The sequence below is a fragment of the Klebsiella sp. K-3 genome, from assembly GCF_051207495.1.
In the GTDB taxonomy this organism is placed as follows: domain Bacteria; phylum Pseudomonadota; class Gammaproteobacteria; order Enterobacterales; family Enterobacteriaceae; genus Klebsiella; species Klebsiella aerogenes.
Genome location: NZ_JBPNXF010000003.1, coordinates 255,630 through 275,878, shown reverse-complemented (window position 1 = coordinate 275,878; position 20,249 = coordinate 255,630). Strand labels below are relative to the sequence as shown.

Sequence of the window (20,249 nt, the reverse complement as noted above, 5' to 3'; positions counted from 1 at the left end):
GTGGTAATTATATGCAGGCGTTATGGCAGAACAAAAAATTATTCATGGCCTAAGAGAAAATGACGCGCAAGCAGCGCGGCGGTGAAGTTTTTTTTCAGATAAAAGCCGCGCGGTAGGGTGAGGATCGGCTCGCCGTGGGCGCCGATCGCTTCCGTTAGCGCTTTGCTGTTGGCCGCTTTTGGGCGCAGCTGCAGTACTTCGCCGTGGCGGGCGGTGATTCGTTCAACCTGGCCGAGCACGATAAGATCCATCAACTCCTCCCAGTCCATACGCAACTGGCGATCTTCTTCCTCGTCCGGCGTCCACAGCAGCGGCGCGCCGACGCGGCGTTCCGCCAGCGGGATTTCGCGCTCGCCTTCTACCGGGATCCACAGCACGCGTTGCAGCTTATGCCGTACGTGGCTGCTTTCCCAGGTCACGCCGCTATTACCGGTTAGCGGCGCTACGCAAACAAACGTGGTCTCCAGAGGTCGGCCCTGACGGTCAATGGGAATGGTTTTCAGCTCCACGCCTAAGGCGGCGAAATCCTGCTCGGGTTTGCTTCCGGCGCTGGCGCCCAGCCAAATCTCCAGCAGGATGCCAATCCAGCCCTTATCGCGTTTCAGATCGCGAGGAATAGGGATCCCTGCCAGCGCCGCCAGTTCACCCAGCGAATAACCCGCCAGCCGCTGGGCCTGAGCAAGAAGTTGCTCCTGACTTTGCGGCGGAGCGGTAAGCGGAGCGATGGCTGGCATGATAGAAAACCTCTGGTCAAAAAATGAGCGCTATTTTTGTGCGTTGTGGATAGAGTTTACCTTTTTATGGGTAACTATACCAATGTGATGATTTATATATGTTTTTTATCCCACTTTTCCGTTTGTGAAAACAGTGAAAACGGGTTTTCCAGAACTGGTCACTGACAATGAACAGGATCTTACACCATGTTATCCACAGAAAAATGGGATAACTGGGGAAAAGCCTCACTACTGGTTCGATTTACAGCCTTGACGTGCGACGAAAATCGAATTTTTAGACAAAATGTGCCCGACGAATGTGCTTTATCTGTGGATAAAAGCGGCATTGTTCGATCTTTCATCAGTTGCCGGATCGCATATGTGATGATCATCACGTTATGCTGTAATTTGTCGGCGAGAAGTATGATAACTTAATGAATAGTATGTCATTATTAAATGGTTCCATCTCTACGTCGTTCGGACTACTCCGGGTTTTCCCTGGTTAATTCCGTACTTCTTCACAACTCTATCCACAGAAAAAGTGAATAAAATGGCCCGGGGATGGCGTTCACTGTTTATAACTCGGGTGATTACTGTGAGTTATTCAAATGTTATTCGTTATCACGCCACACAGAGAGTGGTTTACCGTTTCCAACGAGTGTGAAACAATCATTCACATTGAAGCTTATTTTGAGGTAGTCCGGTGATTGATGACGATGGCTACCGCCCAAATGTCGGCATTGTAATTTGTAACCGTCAGGGCCAGGTGATGTGGGCCCGGCGTTATGGTCAGCACTCGTGGCAGTTCCCGCAAGGGGGCATTAATCCAGGCGAGTCCGCCGAGCAGGCAATGTATCGGGAATTGTTCGAAGAGGTTGGGTTAAGCCGCAAAGATGTGCGGATCCTGGCCTCGACCCGTAACTGGCTGCGTTACAAGCTGCCTAAACGTTTGGTGCGTTGGGACACAAAGCCGGTTTGTATCGGTCAGAAGCAGAAGTGGTTTCTTCTACAACTGGTCGGCAGCGATACGGCTATTAATATGCAAACCAGCAGTACACCTGAGTTTGATGGCTGGCGATGGGTAAGCTACTGGTACCCGGTTCGTCAGGTGGTGTCGTTTAAGCGCGACGTTTACCGCCGGGTGATGAAAGAGTTCGCGGGCGTCACGATGTCGCTTGCTGAAACCACACCCAAGCCGCAAAGCGCGCCTGCTTATCGACGTAAAAGAGGTTAAGCCACGCACATTATGCTCACTCGGTTGCGAGAAATAGTCGAGAAGGTCGCCAGCGCGCCGCGTTTAAACGAGGCGCTGGATATCCTGGTTACGGATGTCTGTAAAGCGATGGAAACGGAAGTTTGTTCGGTTTACCTGGCTGACAACGATCGACGCTGCTATTACCTGATGGCCACGCGCGGGCTGAAAAAACCTCGCGGGCGCACAGTCGCACTCGCATTTGATGAAGGTCTCGTGGGGCTGGTGGGGCGTCTGGCCGAGCCTATCAACCTGGCCGATGCGCAAAAACATCCCAGCTTTAAGTATATTCCAGCCGTTAAGGAGGAACGCTTCCGCGCCTTCCTTGGCGTGCCGATTATCCAGCGGCGTCAGCTGCTGGGCGTGCTGGTGGTTCAGCAGCGTGAGCTGCGCCAGTTCGATGAAAGCGAAGAGTCCTTCCTTGTCACCCTCGCCACCCAGATGGCCGCTATTCTCTCCCAATCGCAGTTAAATGCGCTGTTTGGGCAGTATCGCCAGACCCGCATCCGCGCGCTGCCGGCATCATCCGGGGTGGCGATTGCCGAAGGCTGGATGGATGCCAGCCTGCCGTTGATGGAGCAGGTCTACGAGGCCTCGACGCTGGATACCGCTTCCGAGCGCGAACGTCTCACCGGCGCGCTGGAAGAGGCGGCGAATGAGTTTCGTCGCTACAGCAAGCGCTACGCCGCCGGAGCGCAAAAAGAGACGGCGGCTATTTTTGACCTCTATTCGCACCTGTTATCCGATGCGCGCCTGCGCCGTGAGCTATTCGATGAAGTCGACAAAGGCTCCGTCGCTGAATGGGCAGTGAAAAAAGTCATTGAGAAATTTGCCGAGCAGTTTGCCGCGCTCAGTGATGGCTACCTTAAAGAGCGGGCGGGGGATTTGCGTACTCTCGGGCAGCGGCTGTTGTTTCATCTCGACGACACCACCCAGGGGCCGAATACCTGGCCTGAGCGCATTATTCTGGTGGCCGATGAACTGTCGGCAACCACGCTTGCGGAAGTGCCGCAGGACCGCTTAGTCGGGGTGGTGGTGCGCGACGGCGCGGCCAACTCCCACGCGGCTATCATGGTGCGTGCGTTGGGCATCCCGACGGTAATGGGCGCCGACATTCAGCCGTCACTGCTGCATGGCCATACGTTGATCGTTGATGGCTATCGCGGCGATCTGTTGGTCGATCCCGAACCGGTGCTGCTACAAGAGTATCAGCGGTTAATCAGCGAAGAGAACGAGCTGAGCCGGCTGGCGGAAGACGATCTTGAACGCGCTTCCGAGCTGAAAAGCGGCGAACGGGTAAAAGTGATGCTCAACGCCGGCCTGAGCCCGGAGCATGAAGAGAAACTCGGCAGCTTTATCGATGGTATCGGGCTTTACCGCACCGAAATTCCGTTTATGTTACAGAGCGGCTTCCCCTCCGAAGAGGAGCAGGTCGCCCAGTATCAGGGCATGCTGCAGATGTTTAACAGCAAGCCCGTGACCCTGCGAACGCTGGATATCGGCGCCGATAAACAACTGCCGTATATGCCGATTAGCGAAGAGAACCCGTGCCTTGGCTGGCGCGGGATCCGTATTACGCTCGATCAGCCGGAGATCTTCTTGATCCAGGTGCGCGCCATGCTGCGCGCCAATGCCGCCACCGGCAATCTCAGCATTCTGCTGCCGATGGTCACCAGCCTCGAAGAGGTTGACGAAGCCCGCCGCCTGATCGAGCGCGCCAGTCGCGAAGTCGAAGAGATGATTGGTTACGCGATTCCGCGCCCGCGCCTTGGGGTGATGCTGGAAGTGCCGTCAATGGTCTTTATGCTGCCGCAGTTGGCAAACCGCATCGACTTTATCTCCGTCGGCACCAATGACCTGACGCAATACATCCTCGCGGTCGACCGCAATAATACCCGCGTCGCCAATATGTACGACTGCCTGCACCCTGCGGTATTGCGGGCGCTGGCGATGATTGCCCATGACGCCGAGCGTTTTGGTATCGATCTGCGCTTGTGCGGCGAAATGGCCGGCGACCCGATGTGCGTCACCATCCTGGTGGGCCTCGGCTATCGCCATTTGTCGATGAACGGCCGTTCGGTCGCGCGCGTGAAATATCTGCTGCGCCGTATCGATATCGAAGAAGCGCAGGAGCTGTCACGGCGCAGTCTGGAAGCGCAGATGACCACGGAAGTGCGCCACCAGGTGGCGGCGTTTATGGAGCGCCGCGGTCTCGGCGGCCTGATCCGCGGCGGACGGTAACGTAGATGCTGTTATCGGTTTGCAACTTTTTTGGTCCGGGAAAAACAGTTGTTTTTATTATTTCAGAGCAGATTGCGCTCCCGATATTTCTTCTGCGTTATGTCTATCATGGCGCAGGGAGCGCACAAAGGGCGGCCAGTCGCCGCCGCCCTCTGTACTCCCGGGCTCTGGCCGCCAAAATCGCCACTTCGTGGTACCTTCGACTTATCCCGGCAGGCTTCGGGTCGGGCCGAGGCAGCGTCCCTGCAAGTCACGGCCCTCAGCCCGCATCCATGCGGGCTGCCCCGGCCTGCCGGGAACGTCTCAGCGATTTTGAGGCCACCAACACCGGCAGTTTCAGTAGCCATGGGGACAAGGTAGAGATCTTAAGCTCGCAATGGCACGGGCCGTAGGTCGGGTAAGGCGTTAGCTGCCACCCGACAAAAAAACGGCACCGCGTAGCAAGCCCGGGGAAAAACCGCACGCTGTTAGCATCCGTATACATATCTTTTACACGTTCAGCGCGGATCGCACTACACGCTTATGCTATCATTCGCCTCCTTCGGAGTGCCCGTTTTAAGCGGGCACGGATCATCACCGCTGTCCACTTTCGGCGGAATAACAAGTCTTTATGGTGACAGATGAATAGTGGCTACCTGCATTTTCCGGAGTTCGATCCGGTTATATTTTCCATTGGACCGGTCTCTCTCCACTGGTACGGCTTAATGTACCTGGTTGGTTTCGTCTTTGCGATGTGGCTGGCCACCCGTCGGGCCAATCGTCCGGGCAGCGGCTGGACGAAAAATGAAGTGGAAAACCTGCTCTACGCGGGCTTCCTCGGCGTATTCCTCGGCGGCCGTATCGGCTATGTGATGTTCTACAACCTGCCGGTCTTCCTTAGCGACCCGCTATATCTGTTCCGCGTCTGGGATGGCGGCATGTCGTTCCACGGCGGCCTGATCGGCGTGATTCTGGTGATGATTATCTTCGCCAAACGCACCAAGCGTACCTTCTTCCAGGTCTCCGATTTTATCGCGCCGCTGATCCCGTTTGGCCTTGGCGCCGGGCGTCTGGGCAACTTTATCAACGGTGAACTGTGGGGCCGCGTTGACCCGAGCTTCCATTATGCGATGATTTTCCCGGGCTCGCGCGCTGAGGACCTGGCGCTGCTGCCGTCGCACCCGGAATGGCAATCATTATTCGATACCTACGGCGCGCTGCCGCGTCACGCCTCGCAGCTTTATGAGCTGGCGCTGGAAGGCGTGGTGCTGTTCCTGATCCTGAACCTGTTTATCCGTAAACCGCGCCCGACCGGTTCCGTTTCCGGTCTGTTCCTGATTGGCTACGGCCTGTTCCGCATTATCGTGGAATTCTTCCGTCAGCCGGACGCACAGTTTACCGGCGGCTGGGTGCAGTACATCAGTATGGGTCAGATTCTTTCGATCCCGATGGTGCTTGCGGGTATCATTATGATGGTTTGGGCTTATCGTCACCGTCCGCAGCAACAAAACTCTTGAGGAACCATGAAACAGTATCTTGATTTGATGCAGAAAGTGCTCGCTGAGGGCACGCCAAAAAATGACCGCACCGGCACTGGCACCATCTCTATCTTCGGCCATCAGATGCGTTTTAACCTGCAGGAAGGCTTCCCGCTGGTGACTACCAAGCGCTGTCATTTACGCTCCATCATCCATGAACTGCTGTGGTTCCTGCAGGGCGACACCAACATTGCCTATCTGCACGAAAATAACGTCACCATCTGGGACGAGTGGGCGGATGAGAATGGCGATCTGGGGCCGGTTTACGGCAAACAGTGGCGTTCCTGGCCCGCGCCGGACGGCCGCCATATCGACCAGATCGGTACGGTCATGGAACAGTTGAAAAATGACCCGGACTCCCGCCGTATCATCGTGTCGGCATGGAACGTCGGTGAGCTGGATAAAATGGCGCTGGCGCCGTGCCACGCGTTCTTCCAGTTCTACGTCGCCGACGGCAAACTCTCCTGCCAGCTGTATCAGCGCTCCTGCGACGTGTTCCTCGGCCTGCCGTTCAACATCGCCAGCTATGCGCTGCTGGTGCATATGGTGGCGCAGCAGTGCGATCTGGAAGTGGGCGATTTTGTCTGGACCGGTGGTGACACTCATCTCTACAGCAATCACCTGGAGCAGACTAACCTGCAGCTGAGCCGCGAACCGCGTCCGCTGCCGAAGCTGGTCATTAAGCGCAAACCGGCGTCGATTTTCGACTACCGTTTTGAAGACTTCGAAATTGAAGGTTATGACCCGCATCCGGGAATTAAAGCGCCTGTGGCGATTTAACGTCTCTGTAGTGATGACAAACCGGCGCCAGCAGCGCCGGTTTTTTTATGCCCTTTGCAGAATTTTGCGAGCCTGATTCCTGACGCCGCTCAATATCCTGCAACTGGCGAATTTTTTCCCGAGCCGCGACGCGAACCGTAGATTTACTATTCGAATGGATGATCGGAGCAACGCATACTCGACGCCATGAACAGACAGCATGGCTACACCCTAATTGAAATGCTGGTCACCATGATGCTGGTGGTCATCCTCAGCGCTAGCGGTATGTACGGCTTGCAGCGCTGGCAACAGCAACAGCGCTTGTGGCAGGTCGCCTGCCAGGTGCGCGATTATCTCGTGCTGCTGCGCGATGACGCCAACTGGCACAACCGCGACCGCGTCATTAGCATCGGACAATCGCCCGCCGGCTGGTGTCTGAGCGCAAGCGGGATGGAGGCTGACTGTCACGCGAAAACGCCTTTTACCCTACAGCCGCTATGGCCGGGAATTACGCTGCAACATTTGACGGCAGGCATCGGTTTTTACGGCCTGCGCAACAGCGCCTGGGCCGGACATATCCTGTTGCAAGGCGATGGCGAAGCGTGGCGGATTGTTGTCTCTAACTGGGGACGCATACGCCTGTGTCGGGAAGGGGAGGAATTATGCCAGTAGCGGCGCGCGGTTTTTCGCTCATTGAAACGCTGATTGCTATGGCGATTGGCTCGGTATTACTGCTCGGAGCCGCTCGTTTCCTTCCGGCGCTACAGCGCCAGATTCTTCGCCAAACGCAGCAGCAGGCGCTGGAAAATGAGCTATGGCAGCGGGTCTATGCGTTAGCCAAACATTTGCAGCGCGCCGGATATTGCGCGGGTCACTGTAATGGTCAGGCGCTGGTGATTGCCGACGGCGGGCAGTGCGTTATTGTTCGCTGGGATGGCAACAGCAACGGCATTTGGGAGCTGGCGCCGGAGGCCGATGCCGATTCTACCGGTTTTCGCCTGCGCGATGGGGCGCTGGAAACGCGGCGCGGCGTCACTGACTGCGGCGGTAAAAATTGGGAGAAAATGACCAATCCCGCAGCCATAACGGTAACGAGTTTTCACGTTGAGCGGCAGGCGATAAGCGGGTTCTCTCCTGAACTTATCGTTACCCTGGGGGGGCAGGCGCAATCGGACTCGCGTATTTCCACCGAGGCGCAATATCGGGTAACGGGGTTCAACCTGTGAAACGCCAGCGCGGAGTTTCATCGCTACTGATGGTGCTGCTATTACTGGCGCTGGGCAGCCTGCTGCTGCAGGGAATGAACCAGCAGCAGCGATCGCTGCTGGCGCAGGTGAGCGCCGAAACCCAGGCGATTCGCGATACGGCCGCCGCGCAGTCGGCGCTGCAGTGGGGCAAAGGAGTGAACTGGCCGCTGCAAAGCGCTGTGGTGTGTCAACAGGAGAACAGCCAACGCTTGCGAGCGTGCCTGCGGCTTTTTAATGATGGCCGCGCGCTGCTTATCGCCGGCAGCGGTACAGTACAGCTGTGGCAGTCAGCGTGGGTTGAACAGGGCGAGCTGCGCTATTTAGCGCATGGCTGGAGCGATTTTTGCCAGTTAAAGGAGAGTGCGTTATGCCTGATGCCGTAGCGCGCCAGCGCGGTTTTAGCCTGGCGGAGACATTATTAGCGATGGCGCTGTTAATCATGACCATCGCGGCGCTTGGCGGTTATCATCGGGGGCTAGCCGGCGGCGCCGCTCAATTGAACGCCTATCGCCAGCAGTGGCGGGAAGCGTGGCGCTTTAGCCAGCTCATTCCCCCGGCACAGCCCGCGAAAGGGCAAATAAGCCGCTTGCAGACATCCAGGCAAAGTTGTGTCAGCATCACGGTAACGATCACCATGCCCGCCGCTAAGCGGGTGCAGATGAACCGGCTACATTGTCCGGTAAATCAGTAGTCAGGAGCGAATATGTTAAGGGTGTACCACTCAAACCGTCTGGATGTGCTTGAAGCGTTGATGGAGTTTATCGTCGAGCGCCAGCGGCTGGATGACCCTTTCATGCCGGAAATGGTGCTGGTGCAAAGTACCGGTATGGCGCAATGGTTGCAGATGACGCTGGCAAAGCGCTTCGGCATTGCGGCGAATATCGAGTTTCCGCTGCCGGCCAGCTTTATCTGGGATATGTTCGTTCGCGTGCTAGACGATATTCCCGGCGAAAGCGCCTTCAGTAAACAGAGCATGAGCTGGAAGCTGATGACCCTGCTACCGCAGTATCTCGACGATGAAGCCTTCACATTACTGCGCCACTATCTGAGCGATGATAGCGACAAACGTAAGCTGTTCCAGCTTGCCGCGCGGGTGGCCGACCTGTATGACCAGTATCTGGTCTATCGCCCGGAGTGGCTGATGCGCTGGGAGGCCGATGAACGGGTGGACGGGCTAGGCGACGCTCAGCAGTGGCAGGCGCCGCTGTGGAAAGCGTTAGTCGAATACACCGCAGAGCTTGGGCAACCGCTGTGGCACCGCGCCAATCTGTACCAGCGCTTTATCAGCGCGTTGGAAAATGCTGACCAGCCGCCAGCCGGGCTGCCGTCGCGGGTCTTTATCTGCGGCATCTCGGCGCTGCCGCCGGTGTATTTGCAGGCCCTGCAGGCGCTGGGTAAGCATGTCGATGTCTATGTACTCTTCACCAACCCCTGTCGCTACTACTGGGGCGATATTAAAGATCCGGCGTTTCTTGCCAAACTGATGTCGCGCCAGCGCCGCCATCACCGCGAGGCGCGCGAGCTGCCGCTGTTCCGCGACACTGAACAGGCGCCGGGGTTGTTTAATGATGATGGCGAGCAGGATGTTGGCAACCCGCTGCTGGCCTCGTGGGGCAAGCTCGGGCGCGATTATATCTATCTGCTGGCCGGGCTGGAGCGCTATGAAGAGCTGGACGCCTTTGTCGATATCGCCCCCGATAACCTGCTGCATAACCTTCAGGCCGATATTCTGGAGCTGCGCAACGCCGCGGTGGCAGGGCGCACCGCGCAAGAGTTCGCCAGCAGTAAGAGCAAGCGTCCGCTGGCGACTGACGACCGCAGCCTGGCTATCCACGTCTGCCATAGTCCGCAACGAGAAGTGGAAGTGCTGCATGACCGCCTGCTGGCGATGCTGGAAGAAGACCCGGCGCTGACGCCGCGCGATATTATCGTCATGGTCGCCGATATCGACAGCTACAGTCCCTATATTCAGGCGGTATTCGGCGCAGCGCGCGGCGAACGCTGGCTGCCGTGGGCGATTTCCGACCGACGGGCGCGGGAATCGCACCCGGCGTTACAGGCGTTTATCACGTTGCTTTCTCTGCCTGACAGCCGCTTCGCCAGTGAAGACGTGCTGGCGCTGCTGGATGTGCCGGTGCTGGCGGCGCGCTTCAATATCAATGAAGAGGGGTTGCGCTACCTGCGCCAGTGGGTCAATGAATCCGGTGTACGTTGGGGCATGGATGACGATAACGTGCGCGAAATGGATCTTCCGGCGACCGGCCAGCATACCTGGCGTTTTGGGTTAACGCGTATGCTGCTGGGGTATGCGATGGACAGCAGCCAGGGCGAGTGGCAGTCGGTGCTGCCCTATGATGAATCCAGCGGACTGATTGCCGAGCTGGTGGGGAATCTCGCGTCGTTACTGATGCAGCTCAATTTATGGCGCCGCGGTCTGGCGCAGGATCGCCCACTGACAGAGTGGCTGCCGGTGTGCCGCGATCTGCTCACAGATTTCTTCCTGCCGGATAGCGACACCGAAGCGGCGCTGGCGCTGATTGAACAGCAATGGCAAGCCATCATCGATGGGGGGCTGGATGCGCAGTACGGGGCTGCCGTGCCGCTAGCGCTGCTGCGTGATGAGCTGGCGCAGCGCCTCGATCAGCAGCGGATCAGCCAGCGTTTCCTGGCCGGTCCGGTGAATATTTGCACCCTGATGCCGATGCGTTCTATTCCCTTCAAAGTTGTCTGCCTGCTGGGGATGAACGACGGCGTCTACCCGCGTACTCTCGCGCCGCTGGGTTTCGATTTAATGAGCCAAAAACCGCAGCGCGGCGACCGTAGCCGTCGCGACGACGACCGCTACCTGTTCCTGGAAGCGCTGATGTCGGCCGAACAGAAGCTATACATCAGCTATATCGGCCGCTCAATTCAGGATAATAGCGAGCGCTATCCTTCGGTGCTGGTACAGGAACTGGCGGACTATATCGGTCAGAGCCACTGCCTTGAAGGCGATGAAGCGCTGGACTGCGATGCCAGCGAACGGCGCGTTAAAGAGCACATTATCCATCTGCATACGCGTATGCCTTTCGATGCCGCCAATTATCTGCCGGATGAAGAACAGAGCTATGCGAAAGAGTGGCTGGCCGCCGCCAGCCAGCAGGGAGAGGCGCATAGTGAATTTATCCAGCCGCTTGCGCCGCTTGCTATCGACACGTTGCCGTTTGAACAACTATTACGCTTTTGGCAGCATCCGGTGCGGGCTTTTTTCCAGCAGCGTCTGCGGGTGAATTTCCGCTCTGAAGAGAGCGAGATCCCCGAAGATGAGCCTTTCGTGCTTGAAGGGCTAAGCCGTTACCAGTTGAACCAACAGTTGCTGAATACGCTGATTGAACAACAGGATGCGTCAGCGATGTATTGTCGTTTTCGTGCGGCGGGTGAGCTTCCTTTTGGCGCCTTTGGCGAGCTGGCATGGGAGGCGCAGCGTCAGGAAATGCAGAACCTGGCTGAGCGGGTTATCGCCAGTCGTCAGCCCGCGCAAAGTATGGAGATTGACCTACAGTGCAACGGTATCAATCTCACCGGCTGGCTACAGCAGGTACAGCCGGATGGGCTATTACGCTGGCGGCCGTCGCTGCTGAGCGTCTCTCAGGGCGTGCAACTTTGGCTGGAACATCTTGTCTATTGTGCTAGCGGCGGTCTCGGCGAAAGCCGCTTGTTCGTGCGCAAGGAAGGCGAGTGGCGTTTCCCGCCGCTGGCGGCGGAGCAGGCGCAGGCGTATCTGAATGAGCTGGTAGAAGGCTACCTGCAGGGGATGTCAAAACCGCTACTGCTGTTGCCGGAAAGCGGCGGCGCGTGGCTAAAAGCCTGTTATGACGCGGAAAAGGATGTCATGTTAATGGATGACGAAACGCAACAAAAAGCGCGCAGTAAGTTCCTTCAGGCCTACGAAGGTAATATGGTGGTGAGCGGCGAAGGTGCCGATATCTGGTACCAGCGCCTGTGGCGCACTCTTGAGCCTGCGTACTATGAAGAGATTATCGCGCAGGCTCAGCGTTATCTGTTGCCGATATTTCGTTTCCATCAGTCCGAATAAAATTGTAATAGTATAAAAATTGCGCAAAAGAAGGTTGTTCATTTATTATGCGCAACGAATCACGGACTGATGTTGTAAATACCTTGAAGATGGCGTTTTGCCTGATGATGGGTATCCACGCTGACGCTATGCAGCGCGAAGTTTGTTAATGATGAGGTCCGTGAATGCCCCGCAGTTTATGGTTCAAAGTTCTTGTTGTAGTGGTCGCCCTCTGGGCGCCGTTAAGTCAGGCAGACACCGGATGGCAACCGATTCAGGAAACCATCCGCAAAAGCGAAAAAGATCCCCGTCAATATCAGGCCATTCGCCTGCAAAACGGCATGGTCGTGCTGCTGGTATCCGATCCGCAGGCGGTAAAATCGCTGTCGGCGCTGGTGGTGCCGGTAGGCTCATTACAGGATCCGGCCGATCATCAAGGGCTGGCGCACTATCTCGAGCATATGACCTTAATGGGCTCGCAGAAGTATCCGCAGCCTGACAGCCTTGCTGAATTCCTCAAAATGCACGGCGGCAGCCATAATGCCAGCACCGCGCCGTATCGCACCGCGTTCTACCTTGAAGTGGAAAACGATGCTCTCAACGGCGCCGTCGATCGGCTGGCCGATGCCATTGCTGCGCCGCTGCTGGATAAAAAATATGCCGAACGCGAACGTAACGCGGTCAACGCCGAATTGACCATGGCGCGCACCCGGGACGGGATGCGCATGGCGCAGGTGAGCGCCGAAACCATCAACCCTGCGCACCCGGCTTCACAATTCTCCGGCGGTAACCTCGATACGCTGAGCGACAAGCCTGGTAGCCCGGTGCTTGATGCGCTGCACGCTTTCCGCGACCGCTGGTACTCGGCAAACCTGATGAAGGCGGTCATCTACAGTAATAAGCCACTGCCTGAGTTGGCAAGCATTGCCGCCGCGACCTACGGACGGGTGCCAAATCACGACATCAGTAAGCCGGAAATTACCGTACCGGTCGTGACCGATGCGCAGAAGGGTATTGTGATTCACTACGTGCCGGCGATGCCGCGTAAGGTGCTGCGCGTTGAATTCCGCATCGATAACAACAGCGCTCAGTTTCGCAGCAAGACCGATGAGCTGGTGACCTATATGATCGGCAACCGCAGCCCTGGCACCTTATCCGACTGGCTGCAGAAGCAGGGGCTGGCGGAAGGGATTCGCGCGGATTCCGATCCGGCCGTCAACGGCAATAGCGGCGTGCTGGCGATCTCCGCTACCCTCACCGATAAAGGCCTGGCGCACCGCGATGAAGTTACCGCCGCTATCTTCAGCTACCTGAATTTGCTGCGTACACAGGGTATTGATAAGCGCTACTTTGATGAATTAGCCCACGTGCTGGAGCTCGATTTCCGCTATCCGTCGATTAGCCGCGATATGGATTATGTGGAGTGGCTGGCCGATACCATGATTCGCGTGCCGGTAGAGCACGTACTGGACGTGGTTAATATCGCCGACCGCTATGATGCCCAGGCGATTAAAGACCGTCTGGCGATGATGACGCCGCAAAATGCGCGTATCTGGTACATCAGCCCGAATGAGCCGCACAACAAAACCGCTTATTTCGTCAACGCGCCTTACCAGGTTGATAAAATTAGCCCCCAGACCTTCACCGACTGGCAGCAAAAATCTGCGGCCATCAAGCTGCAGCTGCCGACGCTGAACCCGTATATTCCGGATGATTTCACGCTGATTAAGAGCGATAAGGCGTACCCGCATCCGGAGCTTATCGTCGATGAGCCGACGCTGCGCGTGGTGTACGCGCCAAGCCAGTACTTTGCCAGTGAACCGAAGGCCGATGTCTCGCTGGTGCTACGTAACCCGCAGGCGATGGACAGCGCGCGCCGACAGGTGATGTTCGCGTTGAATGATTACCTGGCCGGAATTGCTCTCGACCAGCTTAGCAACCAGGCCGCGGTAGGCGGGATAAGCTTCTCGACCGGCGCCAACAACGGTCTGATGGTTAATGCCAATGGCTATACCCAGCGCCTGCCGCAGCTCTTTACCGCGCTGCTGGACGGCTACTTTAGCTATACGCCGACCGAAGAGCAGCTTGAGCAGGCGAAGTCCTGGTATGCCCAGATGATGGATTCGGCGGACAAAGGTAAAGCCTATGACCAGGCGATTATGCCGATTCAGATGCTGTCGCAGGTACCCTATTTCGAGCGTAAAACACGTCGCGATTTACTGCCGTCAATCACCTTGAAAGAGGTGATCAACTACCGCGATAACCTGAAAGCAAGAGGGCGGCCGGAGCTGCTGGTCGTCGGTAACATGAGCGCCCGACAGTCCACCGATCTGGCCCGCCAGATCCAAAAACAGCTTGGCGCCGATGGCAACGAGTGGTGTCGCAACAAAGACGTGCTGATCGACAGCAAACAGCTGGCGATGTTTGAGAAAGCAGGCAGCAGCACCGACTCCGCGCTGGCGGCGGTTTTCGCGCCGCCAAACGTCGATGAATACAGCAGCATGGCCGCTAGTTCGTTGTTAGGACAGATTATTCAGCCCTGGTTCTATAACCAGTTACGTACTGAAGAACAACTCGGCTATGCGGTCTTCGCCTTCTCAATGAATGTTGGCCGCCAGTGGGGGATGGGCTTCCTGCTACAGAGCAGCGATAAACAGCCGGCTTTCCTCTGGCAGCGCTTCCAGGCCTTCTTCCCGACGGCGGAAACCAAACTGCGGGCGATGAAACCGGAAGAGTTTGCCCAGATCCAGCAGGCGGCGATTAGCCAGATGCTGCAGGCGCCGCAAACGTTGAGCGAAGAAGCATCAAAGCTGAGCAAAGATTTCGATCGCGGTAATATGCGCTTCGATTCACGTGATAAAGTAGTGGCTCAGATTAAACTGCTGACGCCGCAAAAACTTGCCGATTTCTTCCATCAGACGGTGGTGGATCCGCAAGGCATGGCACTGTTATCCCAGGTTTCCGGCAGCCAGAACGGCAAGACGGAATACGCCGCCCCTGAAGGCGGTAAAGTATGGGAAAGCGTCAGCGCATTGCAGAAATCCTTACCCCTGATGCGAGAGAATGAATGACCGAAACCGCTGAGTCTCTTGACCCACTCCGCTTGCCCCTGACGGGCGAGCGGCTGATAGAAGCCTCCGCGGGCACCGGAAAAACCTTTACCATCGCCGCGCTATATCTACGGCTGCTGCTGGGGCTGGGGGGAGAATCCGCTTTCCCCCGGCCGGTCAGCGTGGAAGAGCTGCTGGTAGTTACCTTTACCGAAGCGGCGACGGAAGAGCTGCGCGGGCGTATTCGCAGTAATATCCACGAGCTACGGATTGCCTGCCTGCGCGAAAGCGCCAGCGATCCGCTCTATGCCTCTTTGCTCGCGGAAATCGCCGATAAAAACCAGGCGGCGCAAACGCTGATGCTGGCGGAACGCCAGATGGACGAGGCGGCAGTCTTTACCATCCATGGTTTCTGTCAGCGAATGCTGAGCCTCAACGCCTTCGAGTCCGGCATGTTGTTTGAACAGCAACTGATCGAAGACGAGTCCCGCCTGCGTTATCAGGCCTGCGCCGACTTCTGGCGTCGCCACTGCTATCCGCTGCCGCGCGATATCGCCGCGGTGATCCATGAACAGTGGAAAGGGCCGCGTGACCTGCTTAAGGCGATCGACCGCTGGCTGCAGGGCGAAGCGCCGCAGCTAAAATCGCCGCCGCCCGCGGAAGAGACGCTGGCAAGCCGCCATCAGCAAATCCTTGAACGTATCAATGCGCTGAAGCAGCAGTGGCGAGAACAGGTGGGCGAAATTGAAAACGTGCTGGAAAGCTCAGGGCTCGATCGCCGCAAGTTCAACCGCGGCAACCAGGGCAAGTGGATCGAAAAGGTAAGCGCCTGGGCGCAGGAAGAAACGCTGAGTTATCAGTTGCCTGATGCGCTGGAAAAATTCTCGCAACCGTTCCTCATTGAGCGCACCAAAGACGGCGGCGAACCACCGTTGCATCCCTTATTCAGCGCGGTAGAAGCGCTGCTCGCCTCACCGCTTACCTTAAACGATCTGGTTATCGCCAGGGCGATGGTGGAGATCCGCGAAGCGGTCGCCCGCGAAAAACGGCGTCGAGGCGAACTGGGCTTTGACGACATGCTCAGCCGCCTGGACGACGCGCTGCGCGGCGACAGCGGCGAAGCGCTGGCCAGCGCTATTCGTCAGCGTTTCCCGGTGGCGATGATCGATGAGTTCCAGGATACCGACCCGCAGCAGTATCGCATCTTCCGCCGCATCTGGCGCCGTCAGCCGGATACGGCCCTGCTGCTGATTGGCGACCCGAAACAGGCGATTTACGCTTTCCGCGGCGCCGATATTTTTACCTATATGAAAGCGCGCGGCGATGTCGCTGCCCACTATACGCTGGATACCAACTGGCGTTCGGCGCCGGGCATGGTACAGAGCGTTAATCGCCTGTTCGGCCTGAGTGATAATCCATTCATGTTCCGCGAGATCCCATTCTTGCCGGTGAAGCCTGCCGCTAAAAATCAGACGTTGCGCTTTACCATTGATGGGAAGCCGATCCCGGCGATGAACATGTGGTTAATGCCTGGCGAAGCCGTCGGTTCTGGCGATTATCAGTCTTTTATGGCGCAATTGTGCGCGACGCAGATCCGCGACTGGCTCAGCGCCGGCCAGCAGGGACGCGCGCTGCTGTGGCGCGGCGAAAAAGCCGAGCCGGTACGCGCCTCCGATATCACCGTGCTGGTGCGTAACCGTCTCGAAGCGGCGCTCATTCGCGATGCGCTGCAGCTTTTGTCGATCCCGTCGGTCTATCTCTCAAACCGCGACAGCGTTTTTGAAACCCCGGAAGCGCAGGAATTACTGTGGGTTCTACAGGCGGTACTGGCGCCAGAGCGTGAAAACACGCTACGCAGCGCGCTGGCAACGTCGATGTTTGGCCTTAACGCGCAGGATATCGAAAACCTCAATCAGGATGAACGTGCCTGGGATGCGCTGGTAGAGGAGTTCAGTGAATACCGGCAGATCTGGCGCCAGCGCGGCGTAATGCCGATGCTGCGCGCGCTGATGGGGGCGCGTCATATTGCCGAAAACCTGCTGGCGACCCACGGCGGCGAACGCCGTTTGACCGATATTTTGCATATCAGCGAATTATTGCAAGAAGCAGCGAATCAGCTGGAGAGCGAGCATGCGCTGGTGCGCTGGCTGACGCAACATATCGCCGAACCGGACAGCAATGCTTCCAGCCAGCAGATGCGTCTGGAGAGCGATAAGCATCTGGTGCAAATCGTCACCATCCACAAATCAAAAGGACTGGAATATTCGCTGGTCTGGCTGCCCTTTATTGCGCGCTTTCGCAAACAGGATCAGGCGTTCTACCACGATCGCGATTCCTTTGCTGCGGTACTCGACCTCGGAGAGGGGGAGAATAGCCTTGAGCTGGCGGAAGCTGAGCGCCTGGCGGAGGATTTACGCCTGTTGTACGTCGCCCTGACCCGCGCGGTGTGGCACTGCAGTCTCGGGATCGCGCCGTTAAGTACCCGTCGTAGCGACAAACCTGGCAACAGCGATTTTCATCACAGCGCCCTCGGCCGCCTGCTGCAGGACGGCGAGCCGATGGACGCGGCGGGATTGACCGCGCGGCTACAGGCATTGTGCAACGATGATATTGCGCTATGTCTTCCCGATACCATGGACCAGACGCCGTGGCAGGCGCCGGAAAACGCGCTACCGCCGCTTTCGGCGCGGACGCTTGAACGTCAGGTTATGGACGACTGGCGGGTGACCAGTTATTCCGGCCTGCAGCAGCATGGTTCCAGCGCCGGTCAGGACCTGCTGCCGCGGCTCGATATCGACGCCGCGGGTGTTGGCGAGGTGGCGGAAGAGCCGCAGCTCACGCCTCATCAGTTCCCGCGCGGCGCGTCGCCGGGGACTTTCCTGCATAGCCTGTTTGAAGATCTCGATTTCAGCCAGCCGGTACCGGTTGACTGGATGGCGCAAAAACTACAGTTGCACGGTTTTGGCGAAGAGTGGGCGCCGGTGTTGAGCGAATGGCTGGACGGCGTGCTGAGAACACGCCTGCCGGGGGCGGAAATCGCTCTGAATCAGCTGGGCGCGCGGGATAAACAGGTGGAAATGGCCTTCTATCTACCGATTGAACAACCGCTGGATCCGCTGCGGTTGGATGCGCTGATCCGCCGCTATGATCCGTTGTCGGCTGATACCCCGGCGCTCGATTTCCGCCAGGTCCGCGGGATGCTGAAAGGGTTTATCGATCTGGTATTTCGTCACGATGGCCGCTATTACCTGCTGGATTACAAATCGAACTGGCTGGGCGAAGACCGCGAAGCCTACACCCAGCAGGCGATGATCCAGGCGATGCGCCTGCATCGCTATGATCTGCAGTACCAGCTGTATAGCCTGGCGCTACACCGTTATCTGCGTCACCGTATTGCCGATTATCACTACGAGCGGCACTTTGGCGGCGTCATTTATCTTTTTTTACGCGGCATGGATGGGCAGGAAGGCGGGCAGGGGATCTTCACCACCCGCCCGGCGCAGCCGCTGATTGACGGTCTCGACGCGCTATTTGCCGGCGTTACCCTGGAGGTGGACTCATGACTATGGATGAACTGCTGCTGGCCGCCGCCGAGCAGCGTCTGCTGCGGCCGTTGGACGTTCAGTTTGCGCTGATGGTGGCGCAGGATGCCCCTCCGGCAGTGAAGCTGGCCGCCGCGCTGCTGAGCCGGGATGCCGGAGAAGGTCATGTCTGTCTGCCGCTGTCGCGCCTCAACGCTGAAGAAGCGCTAAGCGGCAAGGCCGGCGAGATCCGTGACCAGTTGCTGGCGATGGCCGGAGAGCCGCAGGACTGGCCTCAATTGTTGCTTTCTTCGTCAGCGGTGAGCCGCGGCGACGAACCGACGCCGATGATTTTATGCGGCGACAGGCTGTACCTGAACCGCATGTGGCGTAATGAACTCACCGTCGCCCGCTTCTTTAATGAGACGAACCGGGTGCTTGAGGTCGATGAAGAGCGGCTAACGGCAACCCTGAATGAACTCTTTCCGGTAACCGACGATATCGACTGGCAAAAAGTCGCCGCGGCGGTGGCGCTGACCCGGCGCATTTCGGTGATCTCCGGCGGCCCGGGTACGGGAAAAACCACTACCGTCGCGAAGCTGCTGGCGGCGCTGATTCAGATCAACGACACGCCGCGTTGTCGAATTCGGCTGGCGGCGCCGACCGGCAAAGCCGCAGCGCGTCTGACGGAATCCCTTGGGGCGGCGTTAAGAAAACTTCCGCTTAGCGAGGAGCAAAAAGCGCTGATTCCCGCCGATGCCAGTACGCTGCATCGCCTGTTGGGCGCGCAGCCCGGTAGCCAGCGCATGCGCTACCACGCCGGTAATCCGCTGCATCTGGATGTGCTGGTGGTCGATGAAGCGTCTATGATCGACTTACCGATGATGTCGCGCCTGATTGATGCTTTGCCGGAACACGGGCGGGTGATCTTTCTCGGCGATCGCGATCAGCTTGCCTCCGTGGAAGCCGGGGCGGTGCTTGGCGATATCTGTGCCTGGGCGACGTCCGGCTATACCGCGGCGCGAGCGCAAGAGCTGTCGCGGCTGACTGGCGCAACGGTGCCGGCGGGCGAGGGGCAGATGGCCGGAGCGCTGCGTGATAGTCTGTGTCTGCTGCAAAAAAGCTACCGCTTCGGCAGCCATTCCGGTATCGGCAGCCTGGCGCGGGCGGTCAACGCCGGTGCGCGTGCGGACGTGAAAGCGACGTTACGCCAGCCGTTTGAGGATATCGTTCTGCAGCCGCTCAGTACCACCGAGGAGTATGAAGCGATGCTGATGGCGGCGCAGGAGGGCTACGGCCGTTATCTGCAGCTTCGCCGCGAGCAGGCCGCGCCGGAACAGATGATTGCCGCCTTTGGCGAGTTTCAGCTGCTGTGCGCGCTGCGTGAAGGGCCTTATGGAGTAAGCGGCGTGAATGAACAGCTGGAGCTGATGCTCCACCGTAAGCGGGCGATTACGCTACCGCGCCATTCACGCTGGTACGATGGCCGTCCGGTGATGATTTCCCGCAACGATAGCGCGCTGGGGCTGTTTAACGGCGATATCGGTATTGCGCTGGAACGGGACGGCGAACTTCGCGTGTGGTTCCCGATGCCGGATGGCAGTATTAAATCGGTGCAGCCAAGCCGCTTGCCGGAACATGATACCGCCTGGGCAATGACGGTGCATAAGTCGCAAGGCTCGGAGTTCGATCATGCGGCGCTGATCTTACCTTCTCGTAGCGTACCGCTGGTAACCCGCGAGCTGGTTTATACCGCGATAACCCGAGCCAAACGGCGCCTGTCGCTTTACGCCGACGAGCAGGTACTGGCGCAGGCCATCGTGACGCGGACTGAACGGCGCAGCGGCCTGGCGGAGATTTTCGCCGGACACGGGTAGGGGGGGAAGGGCGTGAAT

At 57.9% G+C, this 20,249-nt stretch carries 14 protein-coding genes; 12 read left to right on the top strand and 2 right to left on the bottom strand.

The window, feature by feature from the left end:
* Positions 1–38: 38 nt before the first annotated feature.
* Complete coding sequence (gene mutH / locus ACSEMK_RS06355) at positions 39–734, bottom strand: DNA mismatch repair endonuclease MutH (RefSeq protein ID WP_101705384.1); 696 nt, start codon at positions 732–734, stop codon at positions 39–41.
* Positions 735–798: 64 nt separating this feature from the next.
* Positions 799–963, bottom strand: coding sequence for a hypothetical protein (locus ACSEMK_RS06350; protein ID WP_323129964.1), 165 nt, complete (start codon positions 961–963; stop codon positions 799–801).
* A gap of 453 nt (positions 964–1,416) precedes the next feature.
* Between ACSEMK_RS06350 and rppH the strand changes: the two genes are divergently transcribed.
* The 12 genes from rppH (at position 1,417) to recD (ending at position 20,231) form a co-directional block, all read left to right on the top strand.
* Positions 1,417–1,947 (top strand): RNA pyrophosphohydrolase, encoded by a 531-nt coding sequence (gene rppH / locus ACSEMK_RS06345; RefSeq protein WP_015703328.1) that lies wholly within the window; start codon positions 1,417–1,419, stop codon positions 1,945–1,947.
* Positions 1,948–1,959: 12 nt separating this feature from the next.
* Positions 1,960–4,206: a phosphoenolpyruvate--protein phosphotransferase gene (gene ptsP, locus ACSEMK_RS06340; protein WP_047078964.1), complete on the top strand. Its 2,247-nt coding sequence runs from the start codon at positions 1,960–1,962 to the stop codon at positions 4,204–4,206.
* Positions 4,207–4,826: 620 nt separating this feature from the next.
* On the top strand, positions 4,827–5,702 hold the full coding sequence (lgt, locus tag ACSEMK_RS06335) for a prolipoprotein diacylglyceryl transferase (RefSeq protein WP_087858619.1): 876 nt from the start codon (positions 4,827–4,829) through the stop codon (positions 5,700–5,702).
* A 6-nt stretch (positions 5,703–5,708) separates the two neighbouring features.
* Complete coding sequence (thyA, locus tag ACSEMK_RS06330) at positions 5,709–6,503, top strand: thymidylate synthase (protein WP_045373795.1); 795 nt, start codon at positions 5,709–5,711, stop codon at positions 6,501–6,503.
* A gap of 186 nt (positions 6,504–6,689) precedes the next feature.
* Positions 6,690–7,154 carry a prepilin peptidase-dependent protein gene (locus ACSEMK_RS06325; RefSeq protein WP_430914654.1) on the top strand — a complete coding sequence of 155 codons (465 nt, stop codon included), beginning with the start codon at positions 6,690–6,692 and terminating at the stop codon, positions 7,152–7,154.
* Positions 7,145–7,708 (top strand): prepilin peptidase-dependent protein, encoded by a 564-nt coding sequence (locus tag ACSEMK_RS06320; RefSeq protein WP_430914653.1) that lies wholly within the window; start codon positions 7,145–7,147, stop codon positions 7,706–7,708. Before ACSEMK_RS06325 ends, ACSEMK_RS06320 begins: the two co-directional genes overlap by 10 nt.
* Positions 7,705–8,112 carry a DUF2509 family protein gene (locus ACSEMK_RS06315; protein ID WP_430914652.1) on the top strand — a complete coding sequence of 136 codons (408 nt, stop codon included), beginning with the start codon at positions 7,705–7,707 and terminating at the stop codon, positions 8,110–8,112. Before ACSEMK_RS06320 ends, ACSEMK_RS06315 begins: the two co-directional genes overlap by 4 nt.
* Entirely contained in the window at positions 8,097–8,420 is a 324-nt protein-coding gene (locus ACSEMK_RS06310; protein WP_087858615.1) for a prepilin-type N-terminal cleavage/methylation domain-containing protein, read from the top strand. The genes ACSEMK_RS06315 and ACSEMK_RS06310 overlap by 16 nt, the downstream gene beginning before the upstream one ends.
* 12 nt (positions 8,421–8,432) lie before the next feature.
* Positions 8,433–11,804: an exodeoxyribonuclease V subunit gamma gene (gene recC / locus ACSEMK_RS06305; RefSeq protein ID WP_430914651.1), complete on the top strand. Its 3,372-nt coding sequence runs from the start codon at positions 8,433–8,435 to the stop codon at positions 11,802–11,804.
* 164 nt (positions 11,805–11,968) lie between these two features.
* A complete protein-coding gene (gene ptrA / locus ACSEMK_RS06300; protein ID WP_430914650.1) occupies positions 11,969–14,854 on the top strand; it encodes a pitrilysin in 2,886 nt (961 codons plus the stop codon).
* Positions 14,851–18,396: an exodeoxyribonuclease V subunit beta gene (gene recB / locus ACSEMK_RS06295; RefSeq protein WP_430914649.1), complete on the top strand. Its 3,546-nt coding sequence runs from the start codon at positions 14,851–14,853 to the stop codon at positions 18,394–18,396. The genes ptrA and recB overlap by 4 nt, the downstream gene beginning before the upstream one ends.
* Positions 18,393–20,231 (top strand): exodeoxyribonuclease V subunit alpha, encoded by a 1,839-nt coding sequence (recD, locus tag ACSEMK_RS06290; RefSeq protein ID WP_308958585.1) that lies wholly within the window; start codon positions 18,393–18,395, stop codon positions 20,229–20,231. The genes recB and recD overlap by 4 nt, the downstream gene beginning before the upstream one ends.
* The last annotated feature ends 18 nt before the right edge of the window (positions 20,232–20,249 follow it).